The organism is Curtobacterium sp. LFS084 (genome assembly GCF_047977705.1).
Classification (GTDB): Bacteria; Actinomycetota; Actinomycetes; order Actinomycetales; family Microbacteriaceae; genus Curtobacterium.
The window spans coordinates 121,323-145,467 of record NZ_JBFPFM010000005.1 but is presented as its reverse complement, the minus strand read 5'-3'; the positions used below and the strand labels follow the sequence as shown (position 1 = coordinate 145,467).

The window sequence follows — 24,145 nt, the reverse complement described above, 5'->3', positions numbered from 1 at the left end:
GCGCGGGACGCCACCGCAGCCGCGGCCGAGGGCACCGTCCGCGCGGCCACCTCGGCGCTCGACCGTGCGGTCGCCTCCGAGCGGTGCGCGGCGGATCTGGCGACGGCAGTGCGTGCGCGCGACGACACCTCGGCGCGCAGCCGGGCCGTCGTGCGACTCGCGGACGTCGCTGCCGGTGTCGCCTCGGCCAACCCCACCGGGATCACCCTCGGCACCTACGTGCTCATGCGCCGGTTCGAGGACGTCGTCGCGGCGGCGAACGACCGGCTGCGGGCGATGCTCGCGGGTCGCTTCACGCTCGAGACCTCCGACGAGCGGGAGTCCGGCTCACGGTCGCGACGGACGGGGCTCGCACTCGCGGTGCACGACCAGACCACCGACACCGTCCGCGATCCCCGCAGCCTGTCGGGTGGCGAGACCTTCACGGTGTCGCTGTGCCTCGCGCTGGGGCTCGCCGACGTCGTCCAGGCCGAGGCGGGCGGGGTGTCGCTCGGCACGCTGTTCGTCGACGAGGGCTTCGGCACGCTCGACCCCGAGACCCTCGACGACGTGATCGGGCAGCTGTCGCGCCTGACGGCGGGCGGACGCCAGGTGGGGATCGTCAGTCACGTCGAGGAACTGAAGCAGCGGATCCCGGAGCGGATCGCGGTGCGGCGCACGGCCGACGGCGGCTCGCGGGTGACCACCACCGTCTGACGCGCGACGCCGACGGGTCGCCCGCCGACGTGGGTCAGGGCGACGGTGAGACGTCCACCGTGCCGTCCGGCGGGGGCAGGATGTCCGCCGCGACCCACGGGAAGACGTAGGTGAAGAGCACCCACACGATCGCCGCGAGGAGCACGAGCAACTCGATCACCTTGAGCGCCGTGGGACCGGGCAGGATGCGCCAGACGAACGGGAAGATCACTGCACGGTCTCCGAGAGTTCCTTCGGGGTGCCCTCCGACGCGGGCATCCAGTAGTCGAGCTCGGCGTGGGTGACGTACCGTTCCTTGGCCGACCACATCGGGTGGCACGCGGTGAGGGTCAGCCATCGGTCGTCGGCGGTCGGTTCGACGCCGGGCTTGTTCGGCACCGGGGCGATGGTCTCGACGTGGTCGGGCGTGACGATCTGCGAGTCGGTGACCTTATAGACGTACCAGACGTCGAACTTCGTCTTCGCGTCGGTGACCCGCACCACGATGTCGTCGCCGGTCTTGAGCTCGGCGATCTGGTTGAGGGGCTTGCCGTAGGTGACCCGGTGTCCGGCGACGGCGAAGTTGCCCCGGGCGCCCGGCATGGCGGTGTCCACGTAGTGACCGAGGCCGATGGTGTTGAGGACCTTCTCGCGGTCGGTACCCTCGCCGATCGGTCGCTCGTAGTCCTTGCCGAACCGGGGGATCTGCATGGTCCCGAAGACGTCGGAGACGGCCGGCGGTTCCGCGAGCACGGGTGCCGGCCCGCGGTGCTCGGTCCCGGTGCCGGCGGTGTCGCGTTGCCCGAGGCCGTCGACGAGCTTGGTCTGCTCGTTCACGGCGACGACGTCGGTCCACCACGCCGTCCACACCACGTACAGCCCGGTCCCCACGCCGGCGATGATGAGCAGCTCCGCGATGAGCGAGACCATCGCGCCACCCACGGTCTGACGCCGCCGCGGCGCCCGACGCGCAGCACCCACGGCACCGTCGCGGCGGTCTCGGCGCGACGAGAGTGTCTCGTGTGCGGTCACGGGGCTCCTGATCCGGATGGGGTGGTCGGACAGGTCTATCAGATCACGGCGACGAACCGGAGACGAGGTTGTCCACAGCACCGTTACGGTGCAGTGATGCAGCACGTCCTCCGACCGTTCGCCCCTGCCGACACCGACGCCGTCGTCGCCCTGTGGGAGGAGTGCGGGCTGGTCCGTCCCTGGAACGACCCCCGACGCGACATCGCGCGCAAGCTGACCGTGCAGCCCGAGCTGTTCCTCGTGGCCGAGGACGTCGACGATCCGGCACGCCCGGTGGTCGGGGCCGGCATGGCGGGGTTCGACGGGCACCGGGGCTGGGTGAACTACCTCGCGGTGCGGCCCGACGTGCAGGGCACGGGCCTCGGACGGACGTTCATGGCCGAGTTCGAGCGACTGCTGACGGACCTCGGCTGCCCGAAGCTCAGCCTGCAGGTCCGCGCCGGCAACGAGCGGGTGATCGGCTTCTACGAGTCGCTCGGGTACGCCGACGACCACGCGGTCTCGCTCGGCAAGCGGCTCATCCCCGACGACTGACCCCGGATGCGCGCCGCCCGGCCCGGACGACTCCACGCGCTGAGCGACACCTCACGCGCTCGATCGCCCGTGAACTGTCGCGCAGCGCGAAACGTCCACGCCGCGCGCGCCGCCGCAGCAGCCAGCGCCGCCGCAGCCAGCGCCGCCGCAGCAGCCGCCAGCGCCGCCGCAGCCCGCGCACGCGCCCCGCTACGCGAGCGCCAGGCCCACCGACGCCCCGAACGCGAGCACGATCCCGGTCCACTGCACGGCCGTCAGCCGTTCCCGCAGCACGACCCCGGCGAGCACGACCGTCCCGATCGGGTAGAGCGCGTTGAGCACGCTGACCACGGGGAGCGTCGCCGGGTCGTCGCTCGAGTGCAGTCCCGCCTGGATGAACACGTTCGCCGCCGCGTCCAGGACGCCGCAGACGACCACCGTCCACACCATGCGGGCCGGCCAGCGTCCGCCGACCCGGATGTCGCCAGACGCGGCAGACCCCGCGACGTCGGCCGACGTCCCGGGGTCTGCCGCGCCTCCAGGACCCCGCGCCGGGGCCGCCCGCCGGGCGACGACGACCGCCGCCGTCCCGAGCAGCACGGCCTGCAGGACCCGCGCGACGACCAGCGGCACGACCCCGGAGTCCGACGGCGTCATGTCGTACGCGAGCACGATCCCGCCGAACCCGCACCCCGAGACCGCCGCCGTCACGAGTCCCACCGTGGTCACCCGCGCTCCCGACGTGTCGCGCACCGCGGCCACCAGCACCACCGCGACGACGGCGACGACCAGGGCGACGACCGCGAGGCCCGACAACGCCGTCCCGCGCAGCACCGCCACCACGACCGGCACGACGGCGGCGAACACGGCGGTCAGCGGGGAGAGCACGCTCATCGGGCCGATCGCCAGCGCGCGGTAGAGCAGGAGGACGCCGACGCCACCGGAGATGCCCGCGGCCGCACCCCACAGGACCGTCTCGGTCGCGAACACGCCCCCGACGAGCAGGAGCCCGGCCAGGAGCGGCAGGACACCGACCGCGGCGGCGACCGCGGCGACGGTCACCGCGCGGACCCGCCGGGACGCGAGGCCGCCCAGGAAGTCGGCGAACCCGTAGACGAGGGCGCCGGAGAGGCCGAGGACGACGGTGAGCACGGGTCCCATCCTGCCCGGCCCGGTACCCTGCGTGACGTGAGCGTTCCCTACCACCGCCTGCCCCGCGTCGACGCACGCTGGAGGTGGTGGCGCCCACTGGTGGCCATCGCGTTCCTGGCGGGCTGGTACGTCGCCTCGCAGGTCCTGATCACCATCGCCTACTTCGTGCCGATCGCGGCGACGAAGGGCGAATCGGGCCTGACCGGGCTGCTCGACACCCTGCAGGACGGCGCGCTCGACCCCACCGACCCGGTGGTGCTCTCGCTGACCCTGGTCTCGCTCGTGGTCCTCTTGCCGGGGATCCTGCTCGCGGTGAAGATCGCGCGCATCGGGCCGGCGGGCATCCTCACGTCCACGCGCTTCCGGGTGCGGTGGGGCTGGACCGCGTGGTGCATGCTCCCGACACTCGTGATCGCGGTCGCGATGTTCATCGCGCAGACCGGGCTGTTCTCGGCCGACGGCATGTTCACCACCGACGGCGGGCTCGGGTGGAACCACGCCGTGATCGGCCAGTCGACCGTGTCCCTCGGCACGCTGACCCTCACGATCGTGCTCGTCCTCGTGCTCGTCCCCTTCCAGGGCGCGGCAGAGGAGTACATCTTCCGTGGCTTCCTCATGCAGACCATCGGCTCGTGGATCCCGGCGCGCATCGGCACGGTGCTCGCGGTGGCGGTCTCGACGGTCGTCTTCGCGCTGCTGCACATCCCGAACGGCTACAACGTCTGGGGCATCCTCGACGTCGGCTCGTTCGGGCTCGTCGCCGCGATCATCGTGCTGCGCACCGGCGGACTCGAGGCCACCGTCCTGCAGCACGCCTTCAACAACATCATGATCTTCGTGCTGCAGGCACCGGGCTGGTCGCGGATCGACCTCACGTCGCAGGACGCGAACGGCACGATCGGTGGCTGGCTCGTGACGCTCGGGACCTCGCTCGCCTACTGGGGCATGATCGAGCTCCTCGCGTGGTGGCGGAAGCTCGACCGGCGGTTCGCCGGGGCGCCCGCGCCCCGCTTCCGGGGTCCGGTGCCGGTCTGGGCCGGTGGCGCGCGCTGGTTCCGTCCAGGAGGCGCGGGCTGGGCGGACGCGCCGGCCGGGCCGGACGACGTGGCCGGGCCCGGCGAGGAGTCGGCGGAGCCTGTGGACAGTGCGGTGGGTGTCTCCGGTCGCCCGTAGGCTCGTCGCATGAGCACCACGCCCGCGCCCGCTGCCGTGTCCGCGTCGCGTGCCGCCGCGCTCGACGTGCTGCACCGGGTGTGGGGGTACGACGACTTCCGGGGCGAACAGGCGTCGATCATCGACCAGGTCGTCTCCGGCGGCGACGCGCTCGTCCTCATGCCGACCGGCGGTGGCAAGTCCCTCTGCTACCAGGTGCCCGCGCTCGTGCGGGACGGCGTCGGTGTCGTCGTCTCGCCGCTCATCGCGCTCATGCAGGACCAGGTCGACGCCCTCGCGGCGAACGGCGTCCGGGCCGCGTTCCTCAACTCGACGCAGGGACCGGACGAGCGAGCCCGGGTCGAGCGGGCCGTCGTCTCGGGTGAGGTCGACATGCTCTACCTCGCGCCGGAGCGACTCCGGCTCGAGTCCACCCGGGCGCTGCTCGACCGCGCCCGCATCGCCCTCTTCGCGATCGACGAGGCGCACTGTGTCGCCCAGTGGGGCCACGACTTCCGGCCCGACTACCTCGAGCTCAGCGTCCTGCACGAACGCTGGCCGACCGTCCCGCGAATCGCCCTCACCGCGACCGCGACCCCGCAGACCCACCGCGAGATCTCCGCGCGGCTCGGCCTCGACGACGCCGCGCACTTCGTCGCCGACTTCGACCGGCCGAACATCCAGTACCGCATCGAACCGAAGACCGGGGCCCTCCAGCAGCTCCTCACCTTCATCCGCACCGAGCACAGCGGTGACGCCGGCATCGTGTACTGCCTGTCCCGCAACTCGGTCGAGCGCACGGCCGCCGCGCTGTCCGAGCAGGGGATCCCGGCGCTGCCGTACCACGCCGGACTCGACGCCAAGGTGCGTGAACGGAACCAGTCCGCCTTCCTGCGCGAGGACGGCATCGTCATGGTCGCCACCATCGCGTTCGGCATGGGCATCGACAAGCCGGACGTCCGGTTCGTGGCGCACCTCGACCTGCCGAAGTCGGTCGAGGGGTACTACCAGGAGACCGGTCGCGCCGGGCGTGACGGGCTCCCCTCGACCGCCTGGCTCGCCTACGGCCTGAACGACGTCGTCCAGCAGCGGCGGATGATCGACCAGTCCGAGGGCGACGCCGCGCACCGTCGGCAGCTCAGCGCGCACCTCGACGCCATGCTCGCCCTGTGCGAGACCATCGAGTGCCGACGCGTCCGGTTGCTCGCGTACTTCGGGCAGGAGTCCACCGCGTGCGGCAACTGCGACACGTGCATCGCCCCGCCCGAGTCGTGGGACGGCACCGTGCCGGCGCAGAAGTTCCTGTCCACCGTGGTCCGGCTCGACCGTGAACGCGGGCAGCGCTACGGCGTCTCGCACCTCGTCGACATCCTCGTCGGCAAGCAGTCGCCGCGCGTGCAGGAACTGCGGCACGAGTCCCTCGCCACCTTCGGCATCGGCAGCGACCTCGGCGAGGCCGAGTGGCGGGCGGTCGCACGACAGCTCCTCGCGCAGGGGTACGCGGCGGTGTCCGGCGACGGGTTCGGCACGGTCGTCCTGAGCCCGACGAGCGCCGACGTCCTCGCCGGCCGGGTCGAGGTCCGGATGCGGCGTGACCCCGTCAAGGCTCCGCGGGCGTCCCGGAACCGTCGCGCCGTCGTGACCGACATGCCGCAGGAGGCCCTCGGCCTGTTCGAGGCGCTGCGTGCCTGGCGTGCTGCGCAGGCGCGCGAACAGGGCGTGCCGGCGTACGTGGTGTTCAACGACGCGACGCTGCGGGGGATCGCGGCCGTGAAACCGGCCGACGAAGACCAGCTGTCCGAGATCTCCGGCGTGGGCGGCGCGAAGCTCGAGCGGTACGGTCGCGCGGTGCTCGACGTGGTCGCCCGAGCGGAGTAGCGGCGACACATTCCGAGGTGGGCATGTGATCGGGGTTGCGATCACTACACTCGGAGACTCCCGTCACGAGGAGGTACGTGTGTCCGGTTCGTCGAAGTACACGACGCTGAGCCGTGCCTTCGTGGCACCGCTCGCGCGCCTGGTGTGGCGACCGCGGGTCATCGGCCGGAAGAACGTCCCGAAGCACGGTCCGGTGATCCTCGCGAGCAACCACCGCTCCTTCATCGACTCGCCGACCATCGGGCTGCTGGCCCCGCGCAAGGTGTTCTTCCTCGCGAAGAAGGAGTACTTCACGGGCACGGGCTTCCGCGGAGCCGTGTCCCGCGGGTTCTTCGAGGGCATCGGTGCCATCGGCGTGGAGCGTGGTGCGGGTTCGGCGGCGCAGCACGCCCTCGACCTCGGGCTCGAGCGACTCGAGGCGGGCGAGGCGTTCGCGATCTACCCCGAGGGCACCCGGTCGCTCGACGGCCGGCTGTACCGCGGGCGCACCGGTGTGGCGTGGCTGGCGTTGACGAGCGGTGCTCCCGTCGTCCCCGTCGCCCTCACCGGCACCCAGGACGTCCAGCCCGTCGGGTCCCGCGTCCCGAAGCTCGCCAGGGTCACGATCGAGTTCGGCGCCCCGATCGACCTCTCCGGGTTCGGCGATGCATCGTCCGGCCGTGCGCGTCGGCACGCGACCGACGCGGTGATGGCGGCGATCCAGGAGCTCAGCGGCCAGGAGCCCGCGAACGCCTACAACAACCCGCCTGCGACGATCGTCGAACGGGTCCGGCAGGTCCTTCGTCGCGACGACCCGACGGACTCGGTCGAACCGGACTGAGCGCGATCACCCAGGACGTGGTGTTGCACATCTGAAATACCGGTGGTTCAATGGAGAGGTGCCGAGGGGCACGCTCCGACCGCATCCCGACCGAGAACGGGGTGCCCGACCACCTGATCGGCAGGCCAGCAGCATGTCCTCCACCCCGCTCGTCCGCTCCGTCGCCTGCGCCTGCGCCTGCGCCTGTGCCCGCGCCGACGCTGTCCACGTCTGACCGCGCCAGTGTCGATGCCGTCGTCCACGACGTCCCACCCGTTGCCGCTGCGCCCGCGCGGTGCCGCGCGCCGCGCGTCGCTCGCCCCCGTGACCGTTCGTCCGGCCACGCACCCGACCACCGGGGCGGCGGTGCACCGTCCTGCCGCCCCGGTCTCCACCCGTGTTCGCCGGTCCGGTCGCCGGTCGGCGCATCGAGCGCGGCCCGTCACCCGTTCGATCGCGCTGCCGTCGCGTCCCCGACGTGCCGTGCCCCTCACCGCGATCGCCGTCGCGACCTGCCTGGTCGTCACCGTCGCGACGCCGCAGACCGCCGTGGCCAGCGCTGCTGCCGGCGTGACGTCGTCCGCCGCCGTGCTCGACGCACAGGAGTACACGACCTCGGCGACCGAGGCCGTCCGCGCCGAGCGGGACGGGTTCGCGATCGAGCGGGTGCCGGAACGGGCTCCGGCGTCCGGCCGGCCGTCCGGCACCGCGGTGGCACGGCCCGTCGTCGGGACGATCCCGGTGGCGGGCGGCTTCGGCACCCGGTCGGTCAGTGGGTGCGGGGCCTGCTCGACGAACCACCGCGGGCTCGACTTCGCGGCGCGCGAAGGGACCGCGGTCGTCGCGGCGATGTCCGGCCGCGTGGTCGCCGCCGGGCCCCTCGGCGGGTACGGCAACCAGGTCCTGCTGCAGCACCCGGATGGATCCGAGACCCGGTACGGGCACCTGTCGCAGATCGGTGTCCGGATCGGGCAGAGCGTCACGGCGGGCGAGCGCATCGGCGCCGTCGGGAACACCGGCGTCTCGACCGGGGCGCACCTGCACTTCGAGGTCCTCCGTGGCGGGGTGGCGATCGACCCGGCGGTGTGGCTGGGGGATCGCGGACTGCTCTGACCTGCGGCGCGTAGCGTCGGACCCGCTGCCGCACGGTGCGGCGCAGGGACGGAGACGCGCGTGCGGGTGAGTGTGCTGGGGACCGGGGCGATGGGTGCCGGGGTGGCGGGGTCGCTGCTCCGCGAGGGCCACGCGGTGACCGTGTGGAACCGGAGTGCCGACAAGGCCGCTCCACTGGGGGACCGGGGTGCAACCGTCGCGGACGACCCGGGTGCCGCCGTGGCGGAAGCGGAGGTCGTGCTCCTCACGCTCTTCGACACCGACGCGGTGGTGGACGTCCTCGAGGCGGCCGCGGGCGAGGCGCCGACCGACGCCGTGTGGGTGCAGTGCTCCACGATCGGGGTCGCCGGCACCGAGACCGTCGTCCAGCTCGCCGGCAAGTACGGGATCACCCTCGTCGAGGCCATGATGCTCGGCACGAAAGCGCCGGCGGAGCAGGGCACCCTGACGATGCTCGCCGCCGGACCCGCCGACGTGCTCGAGCGCATCGACCCGGTCCTCGACGCCATCGGTGCGAAGACCGTCCGCGCCGGCGACCACGTCGGGGCGGGGACGGCGCTCAAGCTCGCGGCGAACGCCTGGATCGCGTCGATCACGGCGGCCACGGGGCAGTCCCTCGCGCTCGCACGGTCGCTCGGCCTGGACCCGGCGCTCTTCCTCGAGGCGATCGACGGCAGCGCCAGCGACTCCGCCTACGCCCACACGAAGGGGAAGTCGATCATCGACGGGTCGTTCCCGGCGCAGTTCGCCCTCGACGGCCTGCGGAAGGACATCGGGCTCATCACCGACGCCGCACGTGCCACGGGGGTGTCGACGGTCGTGCTGGACGCTCTCGGACGGGTCTACGCGGATGCCAGTGCCGCGGGCCACGGCGGGGACGACATCGCGGCGGTCGGCACGGCCTTCTAGCGGCGTCCGTCGCGACCGAGGAACCGTCGGAGCGCGTTCGTCACGCGCCCGACGGCCTCGTCGTTCATGGTGTTCGCGAGGTCGAACGCCTCACGCGCGGGGTCTGCCCCGGCCCGGATCCGACGGAGTGCCGCGTCCGCCCGGGCTCGGGCGTCGAGCTCGGCGAGGGGCATGTCGTCCTCGGGGTCGTGCGGCGCGGGCACCGCAGTGCCACCGGTGCCCGTGTCTGCCATGGCAGCAGGCTACGCGGACCGGCTGATCCCGCGGTCGTGGTCGCGGACGTCCACGTCGACCTCGTCCACGACGCGGACCATCTCGTCGAGGAACGACACGATGACGGCCATGTCGTCGGTCGACAGGTGTTCCGCCGCCTCGACCGCGCGGGAGTCGAGCTGGTCGATCACCTGCAGCACCTGGCGCATGGATCCACCGGACGCGGTGAGGATGACGCCGCGGCGGTCGTTCGGGTCGGCGTGGCGTTCGACGTGGCCGCTGCGGACGAGTCGGTCCACGAGGGCCGACGTCGAGGCAGGGGTGATGTCGAGGCGCTCGGCGAGGTCCTTCGCGTTGACCGTCCGGCCGGCTTCCTCGGCGTCGATGAGTGCGCGGAGGGCGAGCAGGGCGTTCTCACCGATGCCCAGTGCCTCGCGCGCACGGCGTTGCGCAGCACTCTCGGCGCTGCGGTACCTGCGGAGTGCGTTCAGCACATCCACCGCGTCGACCCGGGAATCCTCGCCGTACCAGAACCCCGCGGCGCTCGTCGTCACCTCGGTACTCATGAACACAATGCTAGACGCTCTAGTTAGATTGTCTAGCGAGTGCGGGGACCGGATCGGTCGGGACGGTCCTTCAGCGACCCCTCCGAGCGTCCCTGGCGGACCCGCAACACCCGTGACGCGGCGACGAAACACCCTCGCAATCCCCGGTCAGTAGGTTCACGGCATGCAGGAGCCGACGTGCTGAGCCGACTCGCGGGGAGCGTGTTCCACGTCGGGAGCGCCGTGGAACGCGCCGAGGTCGTCGCACGCATGCTCGACGTGTACGTCGCCCGTGGTGAACCGGCCGGCGTCGACCAGGACCGGGTGGTCGCGGCCGAGCTCCGATCGGTCGTCGGAGCCGCGGGCCCGGCGAACGACCCCGACCGTGCCGCGACGATCGACTCCCTCGCGCTCGACCGCCACGAGCCCGCCTCCATCGCGTCCGCCGTCGCGGTCGCCCGGGACAACGCGCGCCGTGCCCGCGAGGTCGTCTCCACCGAACTGTGGGACTGCCTCAACGTCACGCGGTCCCGGATGCCCCGCAAGGTCGGTCCGGAGCGCGCCCACGAGTTCCTCGCCTGGGTCCGGGAGCGGAGCGCCCTCGCGATCGGGGTCGTCGAGGCGGATGCGAGCCACGACGAGGTCTGGGAGTTCTTCACCCTCGGACGGGCGCTGCAGCGGTGCTCGGTGACGGCGCGGTTGCTGGCGTCGGCCCTGCTCGACCCGGAGTCCGGATCGTCGTGGACGACGGCACTGCGAGCGTGCGGCGCCGGTGAGGCGTTCCAGCGCGGTCGCGACCACCACTCGCCCGGACCGGACGACGCGGCGGCCTTCCTGCTCCTCGACGAGCACAGTCCCAGGTCGCTCCGCTTCCTCGCGCGGCGTGCCGACGAGTGCCTGGCCGACGTCGCCCCGTCGTGCATCGCCGACGAGGTGCGTGCCTTCGCAGACACCCGGGCGGGACTCGAGTCGGTGTCGGGCGACGCCGCCGTGCTCGCGGCGCGGGCCGCGGGGGAGCGGCTCGCCGCGGCGGCGGACCGGGTGGTGCAGGCCCTCGATGAACGCGTCTTCGCCGCGCCCGCAGCCGCTCGCTGAGCAGCGCCCGCGGCCGCCCGCTGAGCCGCGCCCACAGCCGCTCGCTGAGCCACGCCCGCAGCCGTACGCTGAGTGGGCACGACACGCCGCGACAGCCCGCCCGACGACCGGGCAGGACACGCCGCGGGGTTCCGCCGAGCGCGCGGAATCGGCCGCTCCGCAGCGCCGAGCGTGACTTTTTCCGCCCGCTCGGGCAGGCGAGACCCGCGCGGGCAGGCGAGACCGGCGCGGGGCGGGCGCGACCCGGCGCAGGGCGGACGGGAGGCGCGGGGCGGGCTGGACCCGCGCCTCCTGGCCGTCAGGCGGTCACGTCAGACGGCGCTGGACCGGTCGGCGACCGCCTCGTCGCGTTCCAGGTCCTGCCGGAGCGCCGCGCGCGAGGCGCGGGTCCCGACGACCGGCATCGCGTGCGTGATCGCCAGGTGCAGTCGTGTGTCCGCGTCGTACCGCACCCGGAACCGTTCGTACCGGATGAGCCAGACGAGCGCGATCGCCAGGGCCACGAACCCCGAGGCCGCGCCGACGGCGATGGCCCACCGGGGACCCCAGGCATCGGCGACGGCTCCGACGATCGGGGCGCCGATGGGGGTACCGCCCGCGAAGATCGCCATGTAGAGCGCCATCACGCGGCCGCGCATCGCGGGCTTCGTGGTGGTCTGCACCAGGGCGTTCGCGGTCGTCATGAACGTCAGCGACGCGAGTCCGACGAACACCAGCACGATCGCGAACGACCAGTACGTCGGTGCGACGGCCGCCGCGACGCACGCCAGTCCGAACCCGGCGGAGGCGATCACGAGCGTGCGCATCCGCGGGCGGTCCCGGCGTGCTGAGAGCAGGGCGCCGGCCACCGAGCCGATCGCCATCACCGAGTTGAGCAGGCCGAACTCGCCGGCCCCCTTGTGGAACTCGACGCGGGCCATCGTCGAGGTGAAGATCGGGAAGTTCACGCCGAAGGTGCCGACGACGAAGATCATGCAGAGCACGACGATGATGTCGGGTCGGGTGCGGACGTACCGGAAGCCCGCGAGGATCTGCCCCTTGCCCCGTTTCGCCCGGATCCGTTCGGCGAGCTGCGCCGGGTCGACGAAGCGCAGCGCGATGAGGACGGCCAGGAACGAGCCGGCGTTGATGACGAACACCCAGCCGGAGCCGATCGCCGCGATGAGCACACCGGCGACCGCGGGGCCGATGAGCCGGGCGGCGTTGAACGACGCGGAGTTGAGCGCCACGGCGTTGGCGACGTGTTCGCCCTGCACGACGTCGGACACGAAGGCCTGGCGGATCGGGGTGTCGAACGCGGCGACGATGCCGAGCGCGAGCGCGAACCCGTACAACGACCAGAGCGTGGCGGTGTCGGTGAGCACCATGATGCCGAGCCCCAGGCCGAGAGCGCCCATCAGCCCCTGCGTGAGCATGAGCATCTTCCGCCGGTCGAACCGGTCGGCGGCGAGTCCGGTGAGCGGGAGGAGCAGCAGCTGCGGACCGAACTGCAGCGCCATGGTGATGCCGACGGCGATGGCGTCGTTGTCGGACAGCTTCGTGAGGACGATCCAGTCCTGGGCGGTGCGCTGCATCCAGGTGCCGACGTTGGACACCAGGGCGCCGGCGAACCAGATGCGGTAGTTGCGGGCGGACAGGGAGCGGAACATGGCGGTCACTGCTGGGCCAGCCTCCTCATGATCTCGGTGGCGTCGGCCAGGGTGCGTCGTTCGGCCTCGGTGAGCTCGGCGAGCCTCGGGGTGAGCCAGCCGTCCCGACGGCGCCGGGTCTCCTCGACGAACGCGGCGCCGGCACCGGTCGCGCCGAGCAGGACCTTGCGGCGGTCGTCGCCGTGGTCGCCCTTCGAGACGAGGCCGCGCTCGACGAGGACGGCGATCGTCTTCGTCATCGACGGCGGGGTGACGCCGTCCTGCCGACTGAGTTCGGCGAGGGTCATCGGGCCGTCGCGGTGCAGTCGAGCGAGCGCGGAGAACTGGGCATCGCTGACGGTGGTGTCGGCCTTCTGCGCGCGGAGCGTGCGGGAGAGGCGGTTCACCGCGATGCGGAGGTCGGTGGCGTCGGTCACAGGTCGTTAGCCTAGCAAATTAGTTCAGCGAACGAACTGGTTTCCCGGGTGTATCGTGCTGATGACCAACAGGTGTTGTCGAGAGAGAAGGAATCATGTCCGAGTTCGAGGGCAAGGTCGCCATCGTCACCGGTGGCGGCAGCGGCATCGGTGCGGCCATCGCGAAGGAGCTCGCCGCGGCGGGCGCGTCGGTCGTCGTCACCGACATCCGGCTCGACGCCGCACAGCGGGTCGTGAGGTCGATCGAGGAGGCCGGCGGGACGGCGAGCGCGTTCGAGGCCAACTCCGCCGTCGCGGCCGACGACGAGCGCATGGTGCAGTTCGCCGTGGACACGTACGGCGCGCTGCACCTCGCCGTGAACAACGCCGGCATCGGCGCCGCACCGCAGCCCATCGGCGAGTACGACGTCGCCGCGTGGGACCGCGTGCGTGCGGTGGACCTCGACGGGGTGTTCTACGGCCTCCGCTACGAGATCCCGGCGATGCTCGCCTCCGGCGGTGGCGCGATCGTGAACATGGCGTCGGTGCTCGGGTCGGTCGGCATCGCGCAGAACGCCGCGTACGTCGCGTCGAAGCACGCGCTCGTCGGGCTCACGAAGGTGGCAGCCCTCGAGTACACGGCGCAGGGCGTCCGCACGAACGCGGTCGGCCCCGGCTTCATCGACACCCCGCTCGTGCGCGCGTCGCTCTCGCCGGAGGAGCTCAGCGCCCTCGAGGCCGAGCACGCCGCGAAGCGCCTCGGCACCGACAGCGAGGTCGCGGCCCTGGTGCTGTTCCTGCTGAGCGACAAGGCGTCCTTCATCAGCGGCAGCTACCACCTGGTCGACGGCGGCTACAGCGCCCACTGACCGCCCGCGCCCGCCCGCGCCTCGGCGCGCCTCGGCGCGCGCCGGTGCCTGGCGGAACCGGGCGTACCTACCGGAAACGGGCGTACCTGGTCGGAACTTCCGACCAGGTACGCCCGTTCCTGCTTCCCAGCGCGGGCGCCATGGGAAGGAACCGCCGACGGGAGGCGCGGCGTGGGCGAGCGGATCTGCGCACCCGAGCCGCGCCTCCTGTCCGTCAGCGGGGTGCGCCCGACGGCAGGATCGCGTCGTGGGGGAGCAGCGCGTGCACACCCCACGTGCGGTTCGCGACCTGCGTCACCCGCATGCTGACCGCCACGCTCGCCATGGCGAGCGCCTCGGCGCGGCCGATGCCGTGGAGTCCGGCGATCCAGTCGACCATCCGGTCGAGGGCGGTGGTCGTCGCGGTGTTGAGGTCCGCGTCGAAGCCGAGGGTGACCCGGCCGGCCGGTGTGTCGGCGTGCACGCCGGCGACGGGTGCCGCGTCGAGCAGCGAGAGCGTCATCGTGGTCGTCATGCCGCACTCGACCGCGGTGCCGGAGACCTCGCCGTCACCCTGGGCGGCGTGGCCGTCGCCGACGAAGAGGAGGGCGTCCGGCACCGTCACGGGCAGGTAGAGGGTGGAACCGGCGACGAGCTCGCGGCAGTCGACGTTGCCGCCGCCGGCCTCGCGGGGTGGGATCGTCGAGTGCTCGCCGGTGGGCTCCGGCGGGAGACCGACGACCCCGAGGAACGGTGCGGTGCGCACGCCGAGGCCGAGCTGGTTCACCGCCGTGCCGGCTGCCGGGTCGATGTCCCAGAGCAGCGGTCCGCGTGCCGTCGGGTCGGTCAGGCCGAGCGCCCGGTTCACCGGGGTGTCGACGCCGCCGGAGCCGGTGTACCCCCAGTCGTCCGGCACGAGCGCGTCGAACCGCACGGCCAGGACCGCCCCCGGCTGAGCCCCCGCGACGGCGATCGGGCCCACCAGGCAGTGCCCCCGGCGCGGGTCGACGAGGGTCGGGGCCTCGACCCCCGGGGCCGACTGGCGCTCGGTGTAGCCCGCGGCGCTCAGCGTCCGGACGGTCACGGTGTCGCCCGGTGCGACGGTCAGGACCGGGCGTCGCTCGGCGGTGAGGACGTCGATCGCGGTGTCGACGGTGGCGTCGAGGTGGTGGTGGGTCACCGCTCGATCATCGCAGGCGGTTCGCGGCGTCGGTCAGTGGAACTGCGGGATGGTCAGCCAGATGCCCAGGAGGACCGCGGCGATGCACACGGCGAAGCACACCACGGCTCCCGCCAGGGCGACCGGGGGCGTGTGCCCGGACCGCGGGGTCTCCTCGGAGTACCGGGTGCGCTCGCCGCCGGCGTCGACCGGCTGGCCGAGGCCGAGCAGCCGCAGGCCGAGCGTGTAGACGAGCACGATGCCCACCGCGGCCACGAACCCGACGCCGGCGACCAGGCCGATGCTCGTGAAGTCGATCTCCATCGTCGTGCCCCTCAGTTCGTCGCGCCGGCCGGCTGCGGCTCGGCCCGGTCGGTGGGTCCGGTCGATCCGGCCGCGACGTCGTCGCGGGAGATCGGCTTGCGCTTGGCGAGGAAGAAGAAGGTCAGCCCGCCGGCCAGGGCGAGCACCGCGACCAGGACGAGCCCGATGGTCGACGTCGACGCGACCCAGGTGGCGAGGGCGCCGACGACCGCGGCCGCGGGCAGCGTGATCACCCACGCGACGACGATGCGACCGACGACCGACCAGTGCACGTCGGCGAGCTTCTTGCCGAGGCCCGAGCCGATCACCGAGCCACTCGTGACGTGGGTGGTCGAGAGCGCGAAGCCGAGGTGCGACGACACGAGGATCGTGGCCGCCGAGCTGGTCTCCGCCGCGAAGCCCTGCGGCGACTGCACGTCGGAGATCTTCTTGCCGACGGTCTGCATGATCCGCCAGCCGCCCATGTAGGTGCCGAGGCCGATCGCCAGGCCGCACGCCAGGATCACCCAGAGTGCCGGTCCGGTCCCGGCGGACTGGTAGTTCGCGGCGATCAGGGTGAGCGTGATGACACCCATCGTCTTCTGGGCGTCGTTCGTGCCGTGCGCGAGCGAGACGAGCGACGCCGAGATCGTCTGGCCGTGCCGGAAGCCCGTCGCGGCACCGTGGGTGGTCGCGTTCTTCGTCAGCGTGTACGCGAGGTACGTCGCGACGAGGGCGATGACGCCCGCGATGACGGGGGAGAGCAGGGCCGGCAGGACGACCTTCGAGACGACCGTCGCCCAGTCGACCGAGTTCAGGCCCGCGCCGATGATCGACGCGCCGATGAGCCCGCCGAAGAGCGCGTGCGTCGAGGACGACGGCAGCCCGAAGTACCAGGTGGCGAGGTTCCACAGCACGGCGCCGACGAGTCCCGCGAAGATCATCGTCGGCGAGATGTGGATGCCGTCCTGCCCCTCGCGGATGATGCCCTGCGAGACGGTCTTCGCGACCTCGGTGGACAGGAACGCGCCGACCACGTTGAGGACGGCGGAGATGAGCACGGCGGTCCGGGGCTTCAGTGCTCCGGTGGCGACCGAGGTGGCCATGGCGTTCGCGGTGTCGTGGAAGCCGTTCGTGAAGTCGAACACGAGGGCCACCACGATCACCAGCACGACGGTGACGAGGACGTCCATGCGCGAGACGGTAGGCCCGCTCCGAGCCCACTGCGTGAACGCCGGGTGAACAGCGCGCGGGTGCGCCCGTCTGCGAGGATGCGGGTGTGCCCACGTTCTCCGCAGCCCGAGGCGATGCCTCGTTCACCGACGCGCACGGCGTCGAGATCGTCTACTCGACCTGGCGTGCGGCGCGACCGAAGGGGATCGTGCAGATCGCCCACGGCGTCGGTGAGCACGGGCTCCGCTACGAGCCGCTCGCGCAGGACCTCGTCCGCGCCGGCTGGACCGTGCACGCGAACGACCACCGTGGGCACGGTCGCACCGGGCTGGCGCAGTGGGACGGCGACCACGCGAAGCTCGGACGGCTCGGCCCCGGTGGACTCCGTGCGGCGATCGCGGCCGTCGAGCAGATGAGCGCCGTCGCGCGCGAGGACACCCCCGGCGTCCCGCTCGTACTGCTCGGACACTCGTGGGGCTCGCTCATGGCCCAGCGGATCGTGAACACCTCGTCGGGGTCGTACGACGGGGTCGTCCTGTCCGCGAGCGCGTACCGGCTGCCGGGGTGGATGAACAGCGGTGACCTGAACGCCCGGCACGCGGGTTCCGGCCCGACGAAGTTCGAGTGGTTGACACGCGACCGTTCCGTCATCGAGGCCGTCGCGGCCGACCCGCTCGCGGTCGAGGCGGACGTCATCGGGCTCTTCGGGCTCCGCGACGCCCTGCGGCTCCTCGGGGTCCCGCGTCGGGGGATCCCGCACGACCTGCCGATGCTGTTGCAGGTCGGCTCCGAGGACTCCCTCGGCGGACCACGCTCGGTCGAGCGGCTGGCGGACGCCTACCGGCGTCGCGGCGGACTCTCCGACGTCACCGTGCGGGTGTACGAGGGGGCCCGCCACGAGGTCTACAACGAGACGAACCGCGACGAGGTCGTCGCGGACCTGGTCAGGTGGCTGGACCGGGCGGTCGCGCGCACGGCCTGAGACGGTACCGGCTGTGGGGGGGGGGGGGGGGGGGGGCGCCGCCCCCCCCCCCCCGGCCGCCGCGGCGTAGGCTCGTCGTGTGCACGGTGAGTACAAGGTCCCGGGAGGCAAGCTGGTCGTCGTCGACCTCGAGGTCGTCGACGGGGTGATCGACCAGTTCCGGCTCGCCGGGGACTTCTTCCTCGAACCGGACGACGCCCTGCCGCTCATCGACGCCGCCGTGGACGGCCTGCCGGCCACGACCGACGCCGCGGGCATCGCCGCCGCCGTGCGGTCCGCCCTGCCGGAGGACGCCGTCCTGCTCGGCTTCACCCCCGAGTCCGTCGGGGTCGCGGTCCGCCGAGCCCTCTCGCGTGCGTCGACCTGGCGCGAGTACGACTGGGAGATCATCCACGAGGGACCGATCAGCCCGAACGAGCACCTCGCGCTCGACCAGGTGCTCACGGAAGAGGTCGGGGCAGGTCGCCGCGGGCCCACCCTGCGCATCTGGGAGTGGGACCAGCCGGCGGTCGTCATCGGGTCGTTCCAGTCCCTGAAGAACGAGGTCGACCCCGAGGGTGCGGCGAAGTACGGCGTCGAGGTCGTCCGTCGGATCTCCGGCGGCGGCGCGATGTTCATGGACGCCGGCGCGATCATCTCGTACTCGCTGTACGTGCCGACCGACCTCGTGCAGGGCATGACCTTCGCCGACTCCTACGCGTACCTCGACGAGTGGGTGATCGAGGCGCTGAAGTCCCTCGGCATCGAGGCGTACTACCAGCCGCTCAACGACATCTCGTCGACCAAGGGCAAGATCGGTGGCGCCGCGCAGAAGCGGCTCGGCACCGGGTCGCTGCTGCACCACGCCACCATGAGCTACGACATGGACGGCGAGAAGATGGTGCAGGTGCTGCGCATCGGCCGCGAGAAGATGAGCGACAAGGGCACCACGTCGGCCGCCAAGCGCGTCGACCCGCTGCGCTCCCAGACCGGGCTCACCCGCGCCGAGATCATCGACCGGCTCATCGCGACGTTCACGAAGCTGTACGGGGCGCACGAGGGGCACGTGACCGAGGACGAGCGTCGACGGGCACAGGAGCTCGTGGCGTCGAAGTTCGCCACGCGGGAGTGGCTCGAGCGCGTCCCCTGATCAGCGCTCCGCCGACGGGTCGTCGTCCTCGTCGTCTCCCGCTCCGTCGTCGGACTGGATCCCGGTCGCGATCGTCCGACCCACGCCGTCTGGGGTGAACGTGGTTCGCGCGAGCGGGGCGAAGGCCACCCACTCGCCTGCAGCTGTGTCGTCCTCCTCCTCGTCGTCATCGGGCTCACCGGTGTCCTCGGCGGAGCGCGTGCCGAGCAGCTTCCGGGTCAGGGCGCTCCGCTCGGTGAGCAGCGAGTCGAGGGCCGCACGCAGGTCGACGTCCGCGGGTTGCGCACCGCGCAGGGCCGCACCGAGGACGCTCCGCCGCATGAGCTCCTTGGCGAAGGAGCCCGTCGTGCCCTCGGCACGCTCGGCCGCCTCGGCGAGGGCGGCCTCGGAGAAGGGCAGCGAGCCGGCGTACCGGCGGAAGAGCCGGACGCGCTCGGGCAGGGCGGGGAGCGGGATCTCCACGGCGAGGTCGACCCGGCCGGGACGGTCCGCGAGGGCGCGTTCGAGCACGGACACCCGGTTCGTGGTCATCACGAAGGCGACGTCCGCGTCGCCGTCGAGCCCGTCGAGGGCGTCGAGCACTTCGAACAGCAGCGGCTGCGGGGAGCTGTGGCGTTCCATCGCGACGAGGTCGATGTCCTCCATCACGACGAGTGACGGCTGGAAGGTCCGGGCGATCTCGGCCGCGGCACCGATCGCCGCGATGCTCGAGCCGGTGAGCAGGATCGCGGTGACTCCGGTCGTCCGGGTGAGGAGGTGCCGGATCGTGAGCGTCTTGCCCGTCCCGGGAGGGCCGTAGAGGAGCACACCGCGCTTGAGGTGCTGTCCGGCCGCGAGGAGCGCCGCACGCTGCTCGCCGATCCCCACGACGTGGTCGACCACCTCGTCGAGCACACCCGCGCCGAGGACGACGTCGTCGGCGTCGACCCCGGGTCGGCGGAGGAACGTCGCCCCGGCATCGGACCCGTACTCGGACTGCACGAACGAGAGGACCTGCCCGCGCAGGACGCTCCGCTCGATCATGAGGGCACGGAGGCGGAGCAGGAACGCGGTGGCGGCGTCCTGGTCGGGGGAGAGGATCTCGAGGCTGGCGCGGCCACGGCCGTACTCCGGCTTGGCGGACCGCTGGACGACCGCGACCGGAGCGCCGTCGAAGGTGAGGAACCGGAGCCCGAACGACACGACCCGACGGGTGGTGTCGGCACCGGTGGCCCGGGTGGCGAAGCTCACGGGGCCGGGCGCCCACCGCATGTGCGGGTTCGCGATGAACTCGCTGACCGAGCTGTGGAACCGGCTGTCGTCGCCCGCGATGCCGACGAGGGCATCGGGGTCGGTGCCGGCGAGCTCCTCGAGGGCGATGTCGGCGTCGACGAGGCGGTGGTCGGGGAACTCCTCGGTGACCACGGGGACCGACTGCGGGTCGACGCCGAGGTGGGCGCCGATCCGTTCACCGATCGGTGTGGTCACCGCCTGCTGTTCCGCGGCGGCGAGTTCGTTCGCCTTCTCGATGTAGCGAGCGAACGCCCGCATGAGGTCCCGGTCTGCGTCGTCGAGCACGTCGCCATCCTGGCACGCAGCGCTGGAACGCGACCGGCCGCACGTCGTCGGTCGCACGTGGTCGGCCGCCCGGAGAGGGGGGTTCCGGGCGGCCGCAGGACCAGTGTGGGTGTCGTCCTGAAGAACGAGCCATGTGGATCGTGAGAATCCTCCGCGCGGCGGATGTCCCCTCCGGAACGCGCACGTAGCGTCGTGTGCGTGAACTGGTTGATCTTCCTGGGGGCGGTGGCCGCGGCGGCCGTCGTGATGTGGATCGCCGATCGCGTGGGGTGGATCGACCTGTCGAACAAGTCCACGCGGAGCGGCGGATCCGGCGGCGTGGTCTCGATGATGGACGAGGTGTTCGCGCCGACCCGTCACGAGACGCAAGCGGAGTACGAACGGCAGTCGCGCCTCCCGAAGGAGGCACCGACGCCGGCGGCCGACGACCACGACCTGCTGAGCGGCAGCGTCCTCATCAAGGTGCCGGCGGTGCGCAGCGCCGGTCGGCACGCGGTCCGGGCCGGCACGCACGACCGGACGTACTGAGCCCGGTCAGCGGGTCGTGAGCTCCTGGTAGTCCGGGTGCCGCTCGATCCACGCGGCGACGTAGCTGCACTGCGGGACGACCCGGCGCGACGATCCCGACCGGACGTCGTCGAGCGCGTGCTCCACGAGGATCGACGCGTGACCGCCACCACGGTGCGCGGGATCGACCTCGGTGTGCACGAACCGGATCTCGTCGTCGTCGACCTCGTACGCCGCGAAGCCGATGACCTCGCCGTCCTCGACGAGGGAGTACTGCTGCTTGTCGGTGTCGTTCCGCACCTCGGGTGTCGCCATGCGGCAGACGCTACGCCCCTCCCGAAGAAGGGTCTGTGAACCGGCTGGACGCTCGGGTACGGTCTGATCGTGCGCGACGAGTCGACCCCGCCCTTCCGGTTCCGGACGCCTCCCGGGTGGCCGACGCCGACCGCCGAGTGGGTGGAACTCCACCAGGCCGCCGAGCCCGCTCCGGGCTGGTCGCCCGCGCCGGAGGTCCCGTCCGCCCCCGCGGGGTGGCGCTTCTGGGAGCCGGTCCCGCGCTCGTTCCGGCGGTTCCTGCCGCCGGCGGCCCGTCGCCTGCGTGCCGTGCAGTGGATCGCCCTCGCCATGGCGGCGCTCTCGCTCGCCGCGGTCGTCGTCGTCGGTGCCCTCGGCGGTCCGGGCGCGGTCGCCCTGGTACCGCTGGTGGCCGGCGTCGCGGTGCTGGTGGTGGGTTCCGCGCGGCTCGGCGAGACCGCGGAACGGACCGCGGTCTCGATCCGGGACGATGCGGCCGCGTGGCGGAAGGCCGAGGTCCCGGTACGGGCGCGGGTCGCGTCCCCGGGACTCGACGACGACCGGGCGCTGGCGGCCTGGGAGGCCGCCGCGTGGGGGATGACGAGCGCACGGCCCTTCGCCACTGCGGACGACACCACCGCCTCGCCGGACCGGCCCGGGGTCCCTTCGCCGAACCGGCCCGGGGTCCCTTCGCCGCTGCGGCACCGCAGCCGGACCGTCGTCGCCGTCACGGCCGGAGCAGCGGCGCTCCTGCTCGTGGTCGGTGCGACGGCCGCCGTCGATCCCGTCGTGCGCGCCGTGCAGGACAGCGGGCAGACGCTCGCGGTCGGGCTCCAGGACACCGGGCCGGACGGCAGCGTCCCGGACGACGGCGCACCCGGCGGCGGTGCCACGGACGACGCCGCACCGGACGCGGGCGACCAGGAGCCGTGGACGTCCGACGACGGGACGGTCACCGCGTCGTTCATCGCCGACGACGAGACGTGGCAGGCGACCTGCGGAGCGATCGACTTCGCAGACGGCTGCTGGGCGTGGCAGATCGACGCCGAGTGCGACGGTCCCGCCGAGGTGACGGTCGGCTTCTCGGACACCGAGAGCGGGGACGACGTGCGCACCGACACCCGCACCGTCGTACTGACCTCCGGCACGCCGCTGATCCTCACCGAGCAGGGTTCCGAGGAGTGGGGCGGCATCCGCGACGTGACCTGCTCCGCCGCGCCGGACCAGCCCGTCGCGCTGACCCGCACGCCGCTCGACTCCGACGACGAGGACGCCGACGGGTCGTGGCCGGACGGCTGCGTCGACTACGGGTGTGCCGGGTGGGAGGTCACCGCGGACACGAGCTGCGCCTCGGCGACCGTCCAGTTCTCCGTCGACGAGGAGGTCGCCCAGGTGACCGGTCCGCACGACCTCGTCGTGACGACGGCACTGCACGCCGGCGAGCCGGTGGACGTCTGGGCCGGGGGCGCGTGGATGCCGGACGAGGACGCCCGCATCACCCGGGTGACCTGCGGCTGACCCGTCGCTCGGCGTGGACCACAATGGTCGGGTGCACAGCGGCGACGATCGGGGCCCGGACCGGGTGGTGCTCGGCGACAACCTCGACGTCCTGCCGACCCTGGCGGACGGGTCGTTCACGCTCGTCTACCTCGACCCGCCGTTCAACACCGGTCGGTACCAGCGTCGCCACGCGAGCGCGGCGGTGCGGGAGCGGTCGGCAGCGGTCGAGCCGTCGGCAACTGCCGAGCCGTCGGCAACTGCCGCGCCGGCCGCGGCCGATCGCCGTCGCGAGCGGGTGACGGGCTTCCGGGGGAGCTCGTACGAGCGGGTGCGCGGTGACCTGATGCGCTTCGACGACCGGTTCGAGGACTACTGGTCCTTCCTCGAACCCCGGCTGCTCGAGGCGTGGCGGCTCCTCGCCGACGACGGCACCCTCTACCTCCACCTCGACTACCGCGAGTCGCACTACGCCAAGGTCCTGCTCGACGCGCTCTTCGGCCGCGATGCCTTCCTCAACGAGATCGTCTGGGCGTACGACTTCGGTGCGAAGTCCCGGTCGCGGTGGCCCACGAAGCACGACACGATCCTCGTCTACGTGAAGGATCCGTCGCGGTACTGGTTCGACTCGGATGCGGTCGACCGCGAGCCGTACATGGCGCCGGGCCTCGTCACCCCCGAGAAGCGCGAGCGCGGGAAGCTCCCGACCGACGTCTGGTGGCACACGATCGTGTCGCCGACCGGCAAGGAGAAGACCGGCTACCCCACGCAGAAGCCAGAGGGGGTGCTGCGCCGGATCGTGCAGGCCTCGTCGCGCGAGGGGGACTGGGTGCTCGACTTCTTCGCCGGCAGCGGGACGACCGGAGCGGTGGCCCGGGCGCTCGGCCGGCGGTTCGTGCTGGTCGACGACAACCCGGTCGCGGTCGACGTGATGCGTCGGCGGCTGCCGGGGGCGGCGTTCGAGGTGGTCGGGTCGGAGGCCTCGGCCGGCTGACGCGTGTCGGCGCCGGTGGCGGTGGCGGTGGCGGTGTCGGTGGCGGTGGCGGTGTCGACTCGGAACGACGAGGTCGACGTCGTACGACATCGACCTCGTCGTTCCGAGTCGTCGGGCGCTGGCGCGGGTGGCGCCGCGTGGCCGGGTGCTACTCGGCGGAGTGGCGGCCGTGCCCGTGGGTGTCCGGACGGGAGGCGCGACTCGCCTCGCCGCCGTCGACCCGCGTCGTGTTCGTGGGCAGGTCCGCCAACCGTGTCGTGTCGGCCCGGTCGCTGGTCGCGTCCGGCACCGCGTCGACCGGGGTCGGCAGTGCGTGGGCGGCCCGGGTGCGGATCGTCCCGGTGGTGGTCGGCGGCTCGTCGACCGGGGCGGCGGCGGAGTGTGCGCCGTGGGTGGTCGCGTCGGGCAGCGGTGCGCGGGTGTCCTCGAGCGTGGCGGTCCGGGCAGAGCCGGTCGCCGGGCGGGGGGACGCGTCGGACCGGGCGGTGCCGGCGGAGGAGGCTGTGCCTCCGAGCTGACCGCTCCCGACGGCGGAACCGGCGGGACGGGGCTGGGACACGACGTCCGGCGAGGTCGGCACGA

General features: G+C 72.6%; 26 protein-coding genes. 14 read left to right on the top strand and 12 right to left on the bottom strand.

The window, feature by feature from the left end; all coding sequences use genetic code 11:
- Nucleotides 1-696, top strand: a 696-nt coding sequence (locus tag ACNQOV_RS05520; RefSeq protein WP_416393699.1) for an SbcC/MukB-like Walker B domain-containing protein, incomplete at its 5' end; no start/stop codon positions are given.
- 34 nt (nt 697-730) lie between these two features.
- On the opposite strand, the gene ACNQOV_RS05515 is transcribed toward ACNQOV_RS05520, so the two are convergent.
- Nucleotides 731-907, bottom strand: a complete 177-nt coding sequence (locus ACNQOV_RS05515; protein ID WP_022905690.1) for a hypothetical protein — start codon at nt 905-907, stop codon at nt 731-733.
- Nucleotides 904-1,605 carry a class E sortase gene (locus tag ACNQOV_RS05510; RefSeq protein ID WP_416393698.1) on the bottom strand — a complete coding sequence of 234 codons (702 nt, stop codon included), beginning with the start codon at nt 1,603-1,605 and terminating at the stop codon, nt 904-906. The genes ACNQOV_RS05515 and ACNQOV_RS05510 overlap by 4 nt, the downstream gene beginning before the upstream one ends.
- Nucleotides 1,606-1,803: 198 nt before the next feature.
- On the opposite strand from ACNQOV_RS05510, the gene ACNQOV_RS05505 reads away from it, so the two are divergent.
- Nucleotides 1,804-2,241, top strand: a complete 438-nt coding sequence (locus ACNQOV_RS05505; protein WP_402265019.1) for a GNAT family acetyltransferase — start codon at nt 1,804-1,806, stop codon at nt 2,239-2,241.
- 189 nt (nt 2,242-2,430) lie between these two features.
- On the opposite strand, the gene ACNQOV_RS05500 is transcribed toward ACNQOV_RS05505, so the two are convergent.
- Nucleotides 2,431-3,372: an EamA family transporter gene (locus ACNQOV_RS05500; RefSeq protein ID WP_416393697.1), complete on the bottom strand. Its 942-nt coding sequence runs from the start codon at nt 3,370-3,372 to the stop codon at nt 2,431-2,433.
- 36 nt (nt 3,373-3,408) lie between these two features.
- Between ACNQOV_RS05500 and ACNQOV_RS05495 the strand changes: the two genes are divergently transcribed.
- The 5 genes from ACNQOV_RS05495 to ACNQOV_RS05475 all read left to right on the top strand — a co-directional run bounded on the left by ACNQOV_RS05495 (nt 3,409) and on the right by ACNQOV_RS05475 (nt 9,223).
- Nucleotides 3,409-4,545: a CPBP family intramembrane glutamic endopeptidase gene (locus tag ACNQOV_RS05495; protein ID WP_416393696.1), complete on the top strand. Its 1,137-nt coding sequence runs from the start codon at nt 3,409-3,411 to the stop codon at nt 4,543-4,545.
- Nucleotides 4,546-4,554: 9 nt separating this feature from the next.
- Nucleotides 4,555-6,402, top strand: coding sequence for a DNA helicase RecQ (gene recQ, locus ACNQOV_RS05490; protein WP_022905685.1), 1,848 nt, complete (start codon nt 4,555-4,557; stop codon nt 6,400-6,402).
- A 79-nt stretch (nt 6,403-6,481) separates the two neighbouring features.
- Nucleotides 6,482-7,222, top strand: a complete 741-nt coding sequence (locus tag ACNQOV_RS05485) for a lysophospholipid acyltransferase family protein (RefSeq protein WP_022905684.1) — start codon at nt 6,482-6,484, stop codon at nt 7,220-7,222.
- 462 nt (nt 7,223-7,684) lie between these two features.
- Entirely contained in the window at nt 7,685-8,314 is a 630-nt protein-coding gene (locus ACNQOV_RS05480) for a M23 family metallopeptidase (RefSeq protein WP_416393695.1), read from the top strand.
- A 60-nt stretch (nt 8,315-8,374) separates the two neighbouring features.
- Nucleotides 8,375-9,223: an NAD(P)-dependent oxidoreductase gene (locus ACNQOV_RS05475; protein ID WP_416405899.1), complete on the top strand. Its 849-nt coding sequence runs from the start codon at nt 8,375-8,377 to the stop codon at nt 9,221-9,223.
- Here the strand turns inward: ACNQOV_RS05475 and ACNQOV_RS05470 are convergent.
- Both ACNQOV_RS05470 and ACNQOV_RS05465 read right to left on the bottom strand, forming a co-directional pair.
- Nucleotides 9,220-9,456 carry a hypothetical protein gene (locus ACNQOV_RS05470; protein ID WP_416393693.1) on the bottom strand — a complete coding sequence of 79 codons (237 nt, stop codon included), beginning with the start codon at nt 9,454-9,456 and terminating at the stop codon, nt 9,220-9,222. The genes ACNQOV_RS05475 and ACNQOV_RS05470 overlap by 4 nt on opposite strands.
- 9 nt (nt 9,457-9,465) lie before the next feature.
- Entirely contained in the window at nt 9,466-10,002 is a 537-nt protein-coding gene (locus ACNQOV_RS05465) for a MarR family winged helix-turn-helix transcriptional regulator (protein ID WP_042723537.1), read from the bottom strand.
- Nucleotides 10,003-10,179: 177 nt separating this feature from the next.
- On the opposite strand from ACNQOV_RS05465, the gene ACNQOV_RS05460 reads away from it, so the two are divergent.
- On the top strand, nt 10,180-11,076 hold the full coding sequence (locus ACNQOV_RS05460) for an alpha-E domain-containing protein (protein ID WP_416393692.1): 897 nt from the start codon (nt 10,180-10,182) through the stop codon (nt 11,074-11,076).
- Nucleotides 11,077-11,387: 311 nt separating this feature from the next.
- On the opposite strand, the gene ACNQOV_RS05455 is transcribed toward ACNQOV_RS05460, so the two are convergent.
- Together ACNQOV_RS05455 and ACNQOV_RS05450 are read right to left on the bottom strand one after the other, a co-directional pair.
- A complete protein-coding gene (locus ACNQOV_RS05455) occupies nt 11,388-12,725 on the bottom strand; it encodes an MFS transporter (RefSeq protein ID WP_049973428.1) in 1,338 nt (445 codons plus the stop codon).
- A 5-nt stretch (nt 12,726-12,730) separates the two neighbouring features.
- On the bottom strand, nt 12,731-13,141 hold the full coding sequence (locus tag ACNQOV_RS05450; protein WP_022905677.1) for a MarR family winged helix-turn-helix transcriptional regulator: 411 nt from the start codon (nt 13,139-13,141) through the stop codon (nt 12,731-12,733).
- A 95-nt stretch (nt 13,142-13,236) separates the two neighbouring features.
- On the opposite strand from ACNQOV_RS05450, the gene ACNQOV_RS05445 reads away from it, so the two are divergent.
- The gene (locus tag ACNQOV_RS05445) at nt 13,237-13,989 is read left to right on the top strand and encodes an SDR family NAD(P)-dependent oxidoreductase (RefSeq protein WP_416393691.1); all 753 of its coding nucleotides are present in this window, start codon (nt 13,237-13,239) and stop codon (nt 13,987-13,989) included.
- Between the two features lie 214 nt (nt 13,990-14,203).
- On the opposite strand, the gene ACNQOV_RS05440 is transcribed toward ACNQOV_RS05445, so the two are convergent.
- From ACNQOV_RS05440 to ACNQOV_RS05430, 3 genes are read right to left on the bottom strand one after another with little or no spacing between them, the layout of a single operon-like run.
- Nucleotides 14,204-15,148 (bottom strand): acetamidase/formamidase family protein, encoded by a 945-nt coding sequence (locus tag ACNQOV_RS05440; protein WP_416393690.1) that lies wholly within the window; start codon nt 15,146-15,148, stop codon nt 14,204-14,206.
- 33 nt (nt 15,149-15,181) lie between these two features.
- Nucleotides 15,182-15,451, bottom strand: a complete 270-nt coding sequence (locus ACNQOV_RS05435) for a hypothetical protein (RefSeq protein ID WP_416393689.1) — start codon at nt 15,449-15,451, stop codon at nt 15,182-15,184.
- A gap of 11 nt (nt 15,452-15,462) precedes the next feature.
- Nucleotides 15,463-16,623, bottom strand: a complete 1,161-nt coding sequence (locus ACNQOV_RS05430; protein ID WP_416393688.1) for an anion permease — start codon at nt 16,621-16,623, stop codon at nt 15,463-15,465.
- Between the two features lie 86 nt (nt 16,624-16,709).
- On the opposite strand from ACNQOV_RS05430, the gene ACNQOV_RS05425 reads away from it, so the two are divergent.
- Nucleotides 16,710-17,585, top strand: coding sequence for an alpha/beta hydrolase (locus ACNQOV_RS05425; RefSeq protein ID WP_402264981.1), 876 nt, complete (start codon nt 16,710-16,712; stop codon nt 17,583-17,585).
- Nucleotides 17,586-17,664: 79 nt separating this feature from the next.
- Entirely contained in the window at nt 17,665-18,714 is a 1,050-nt protein-coding gene (locus tag ACNQOV_RS05420; RefSeq protein ID WP_402264978.1) for a lipoate--protein ligase family protein, read from the top strand.
- Here ACNQOV_RS05420 and ACNQOV_RS05415 read toward each other — a convergent pair whose 3' ends face one another.
- The gene (locus ACNQOV_RS05415) at nt 18,715-20,271 is read right to left on the bottom strand and encodes an AAA family ATPase (RefSeq protein ID WP_416393687.1); all 1,557 of its coding nucleotides are present in this window, start codon (nt 20,269-20,271) and stop codon (nt 18,715-18,717) included.
- A 198-nt stretch (nt 20,272-20,469) separates the two neighbouring features.
- Here ACNQOV_RS05415 and ACNQOV_RS05410 point away from each other — a divergent pair, with 198 nt between their 5' ends.
- Entirely contained in the window at nt 20,470-20,799 is a 330-nt protein-coding gene (locus ACNQOV_RS05410) for a hypothetical protein (RefSeq protein WP_416393686.1), read from the top strand.
- Between the two features lie 6 nt (nt 20,800-20,805).
- Here ACNQOV_RS05410 and ACNQOV_RS05405 read toward each other — a convergent pair whose 3' ends face one another.
- Nucleotides 20,806-21,093: a GNAT family N-acetyltransferase gene (locus ACNQOV_RS05405; protein WP_022906845.1), complete on the bottom strand. Its 288-nt coding sequence runs from the start codon at nt 21,091-21,093 to the stop codon at nt 20,806-20,808.
- A 69-nt stretch (nt 21,094-21,162) separates the two neighbouring features.
- Here ACNQOV_RS05405 and ACNQOV_RS05400 point away from each other — a divergent pair, with 69 nt between their 5' ends.
- Together ACNQOV_RS05400 and ACNQOV_RS05395 are read left to right on the top strand one after the other, a co-directional pair.
- The gene (locus ACNQOV_RS05400) at nt 21,163-22,590 is read left to right on the top strand and encodes a hypothetical protein (protein ID WP_416393685.1); all 1,428 of its coding nucleotides are present in this window, start codon (nt 21,163-21,165) and stop codon (nt 22,588-22,590) included.
- A 31-nt stretch (nt 22,591-22,621) separates the two neighbouring features.
- Nucleotides 22,622-23,563 carry a DNA-methyltransferase gene (locus ACNQOV_RS05395; RefSeq protein WP_416393684.1) on the top strand — a complete coding sequence of 314 codons (942 nt, stop codon included), beginning with the start codon at nt 22,622-22,624 and terminating at the stop codon, nt 23,561-23,563.
- The last annotated feature ends 582 nt before the right edge of the window (nt 23,564-24,145 follow it).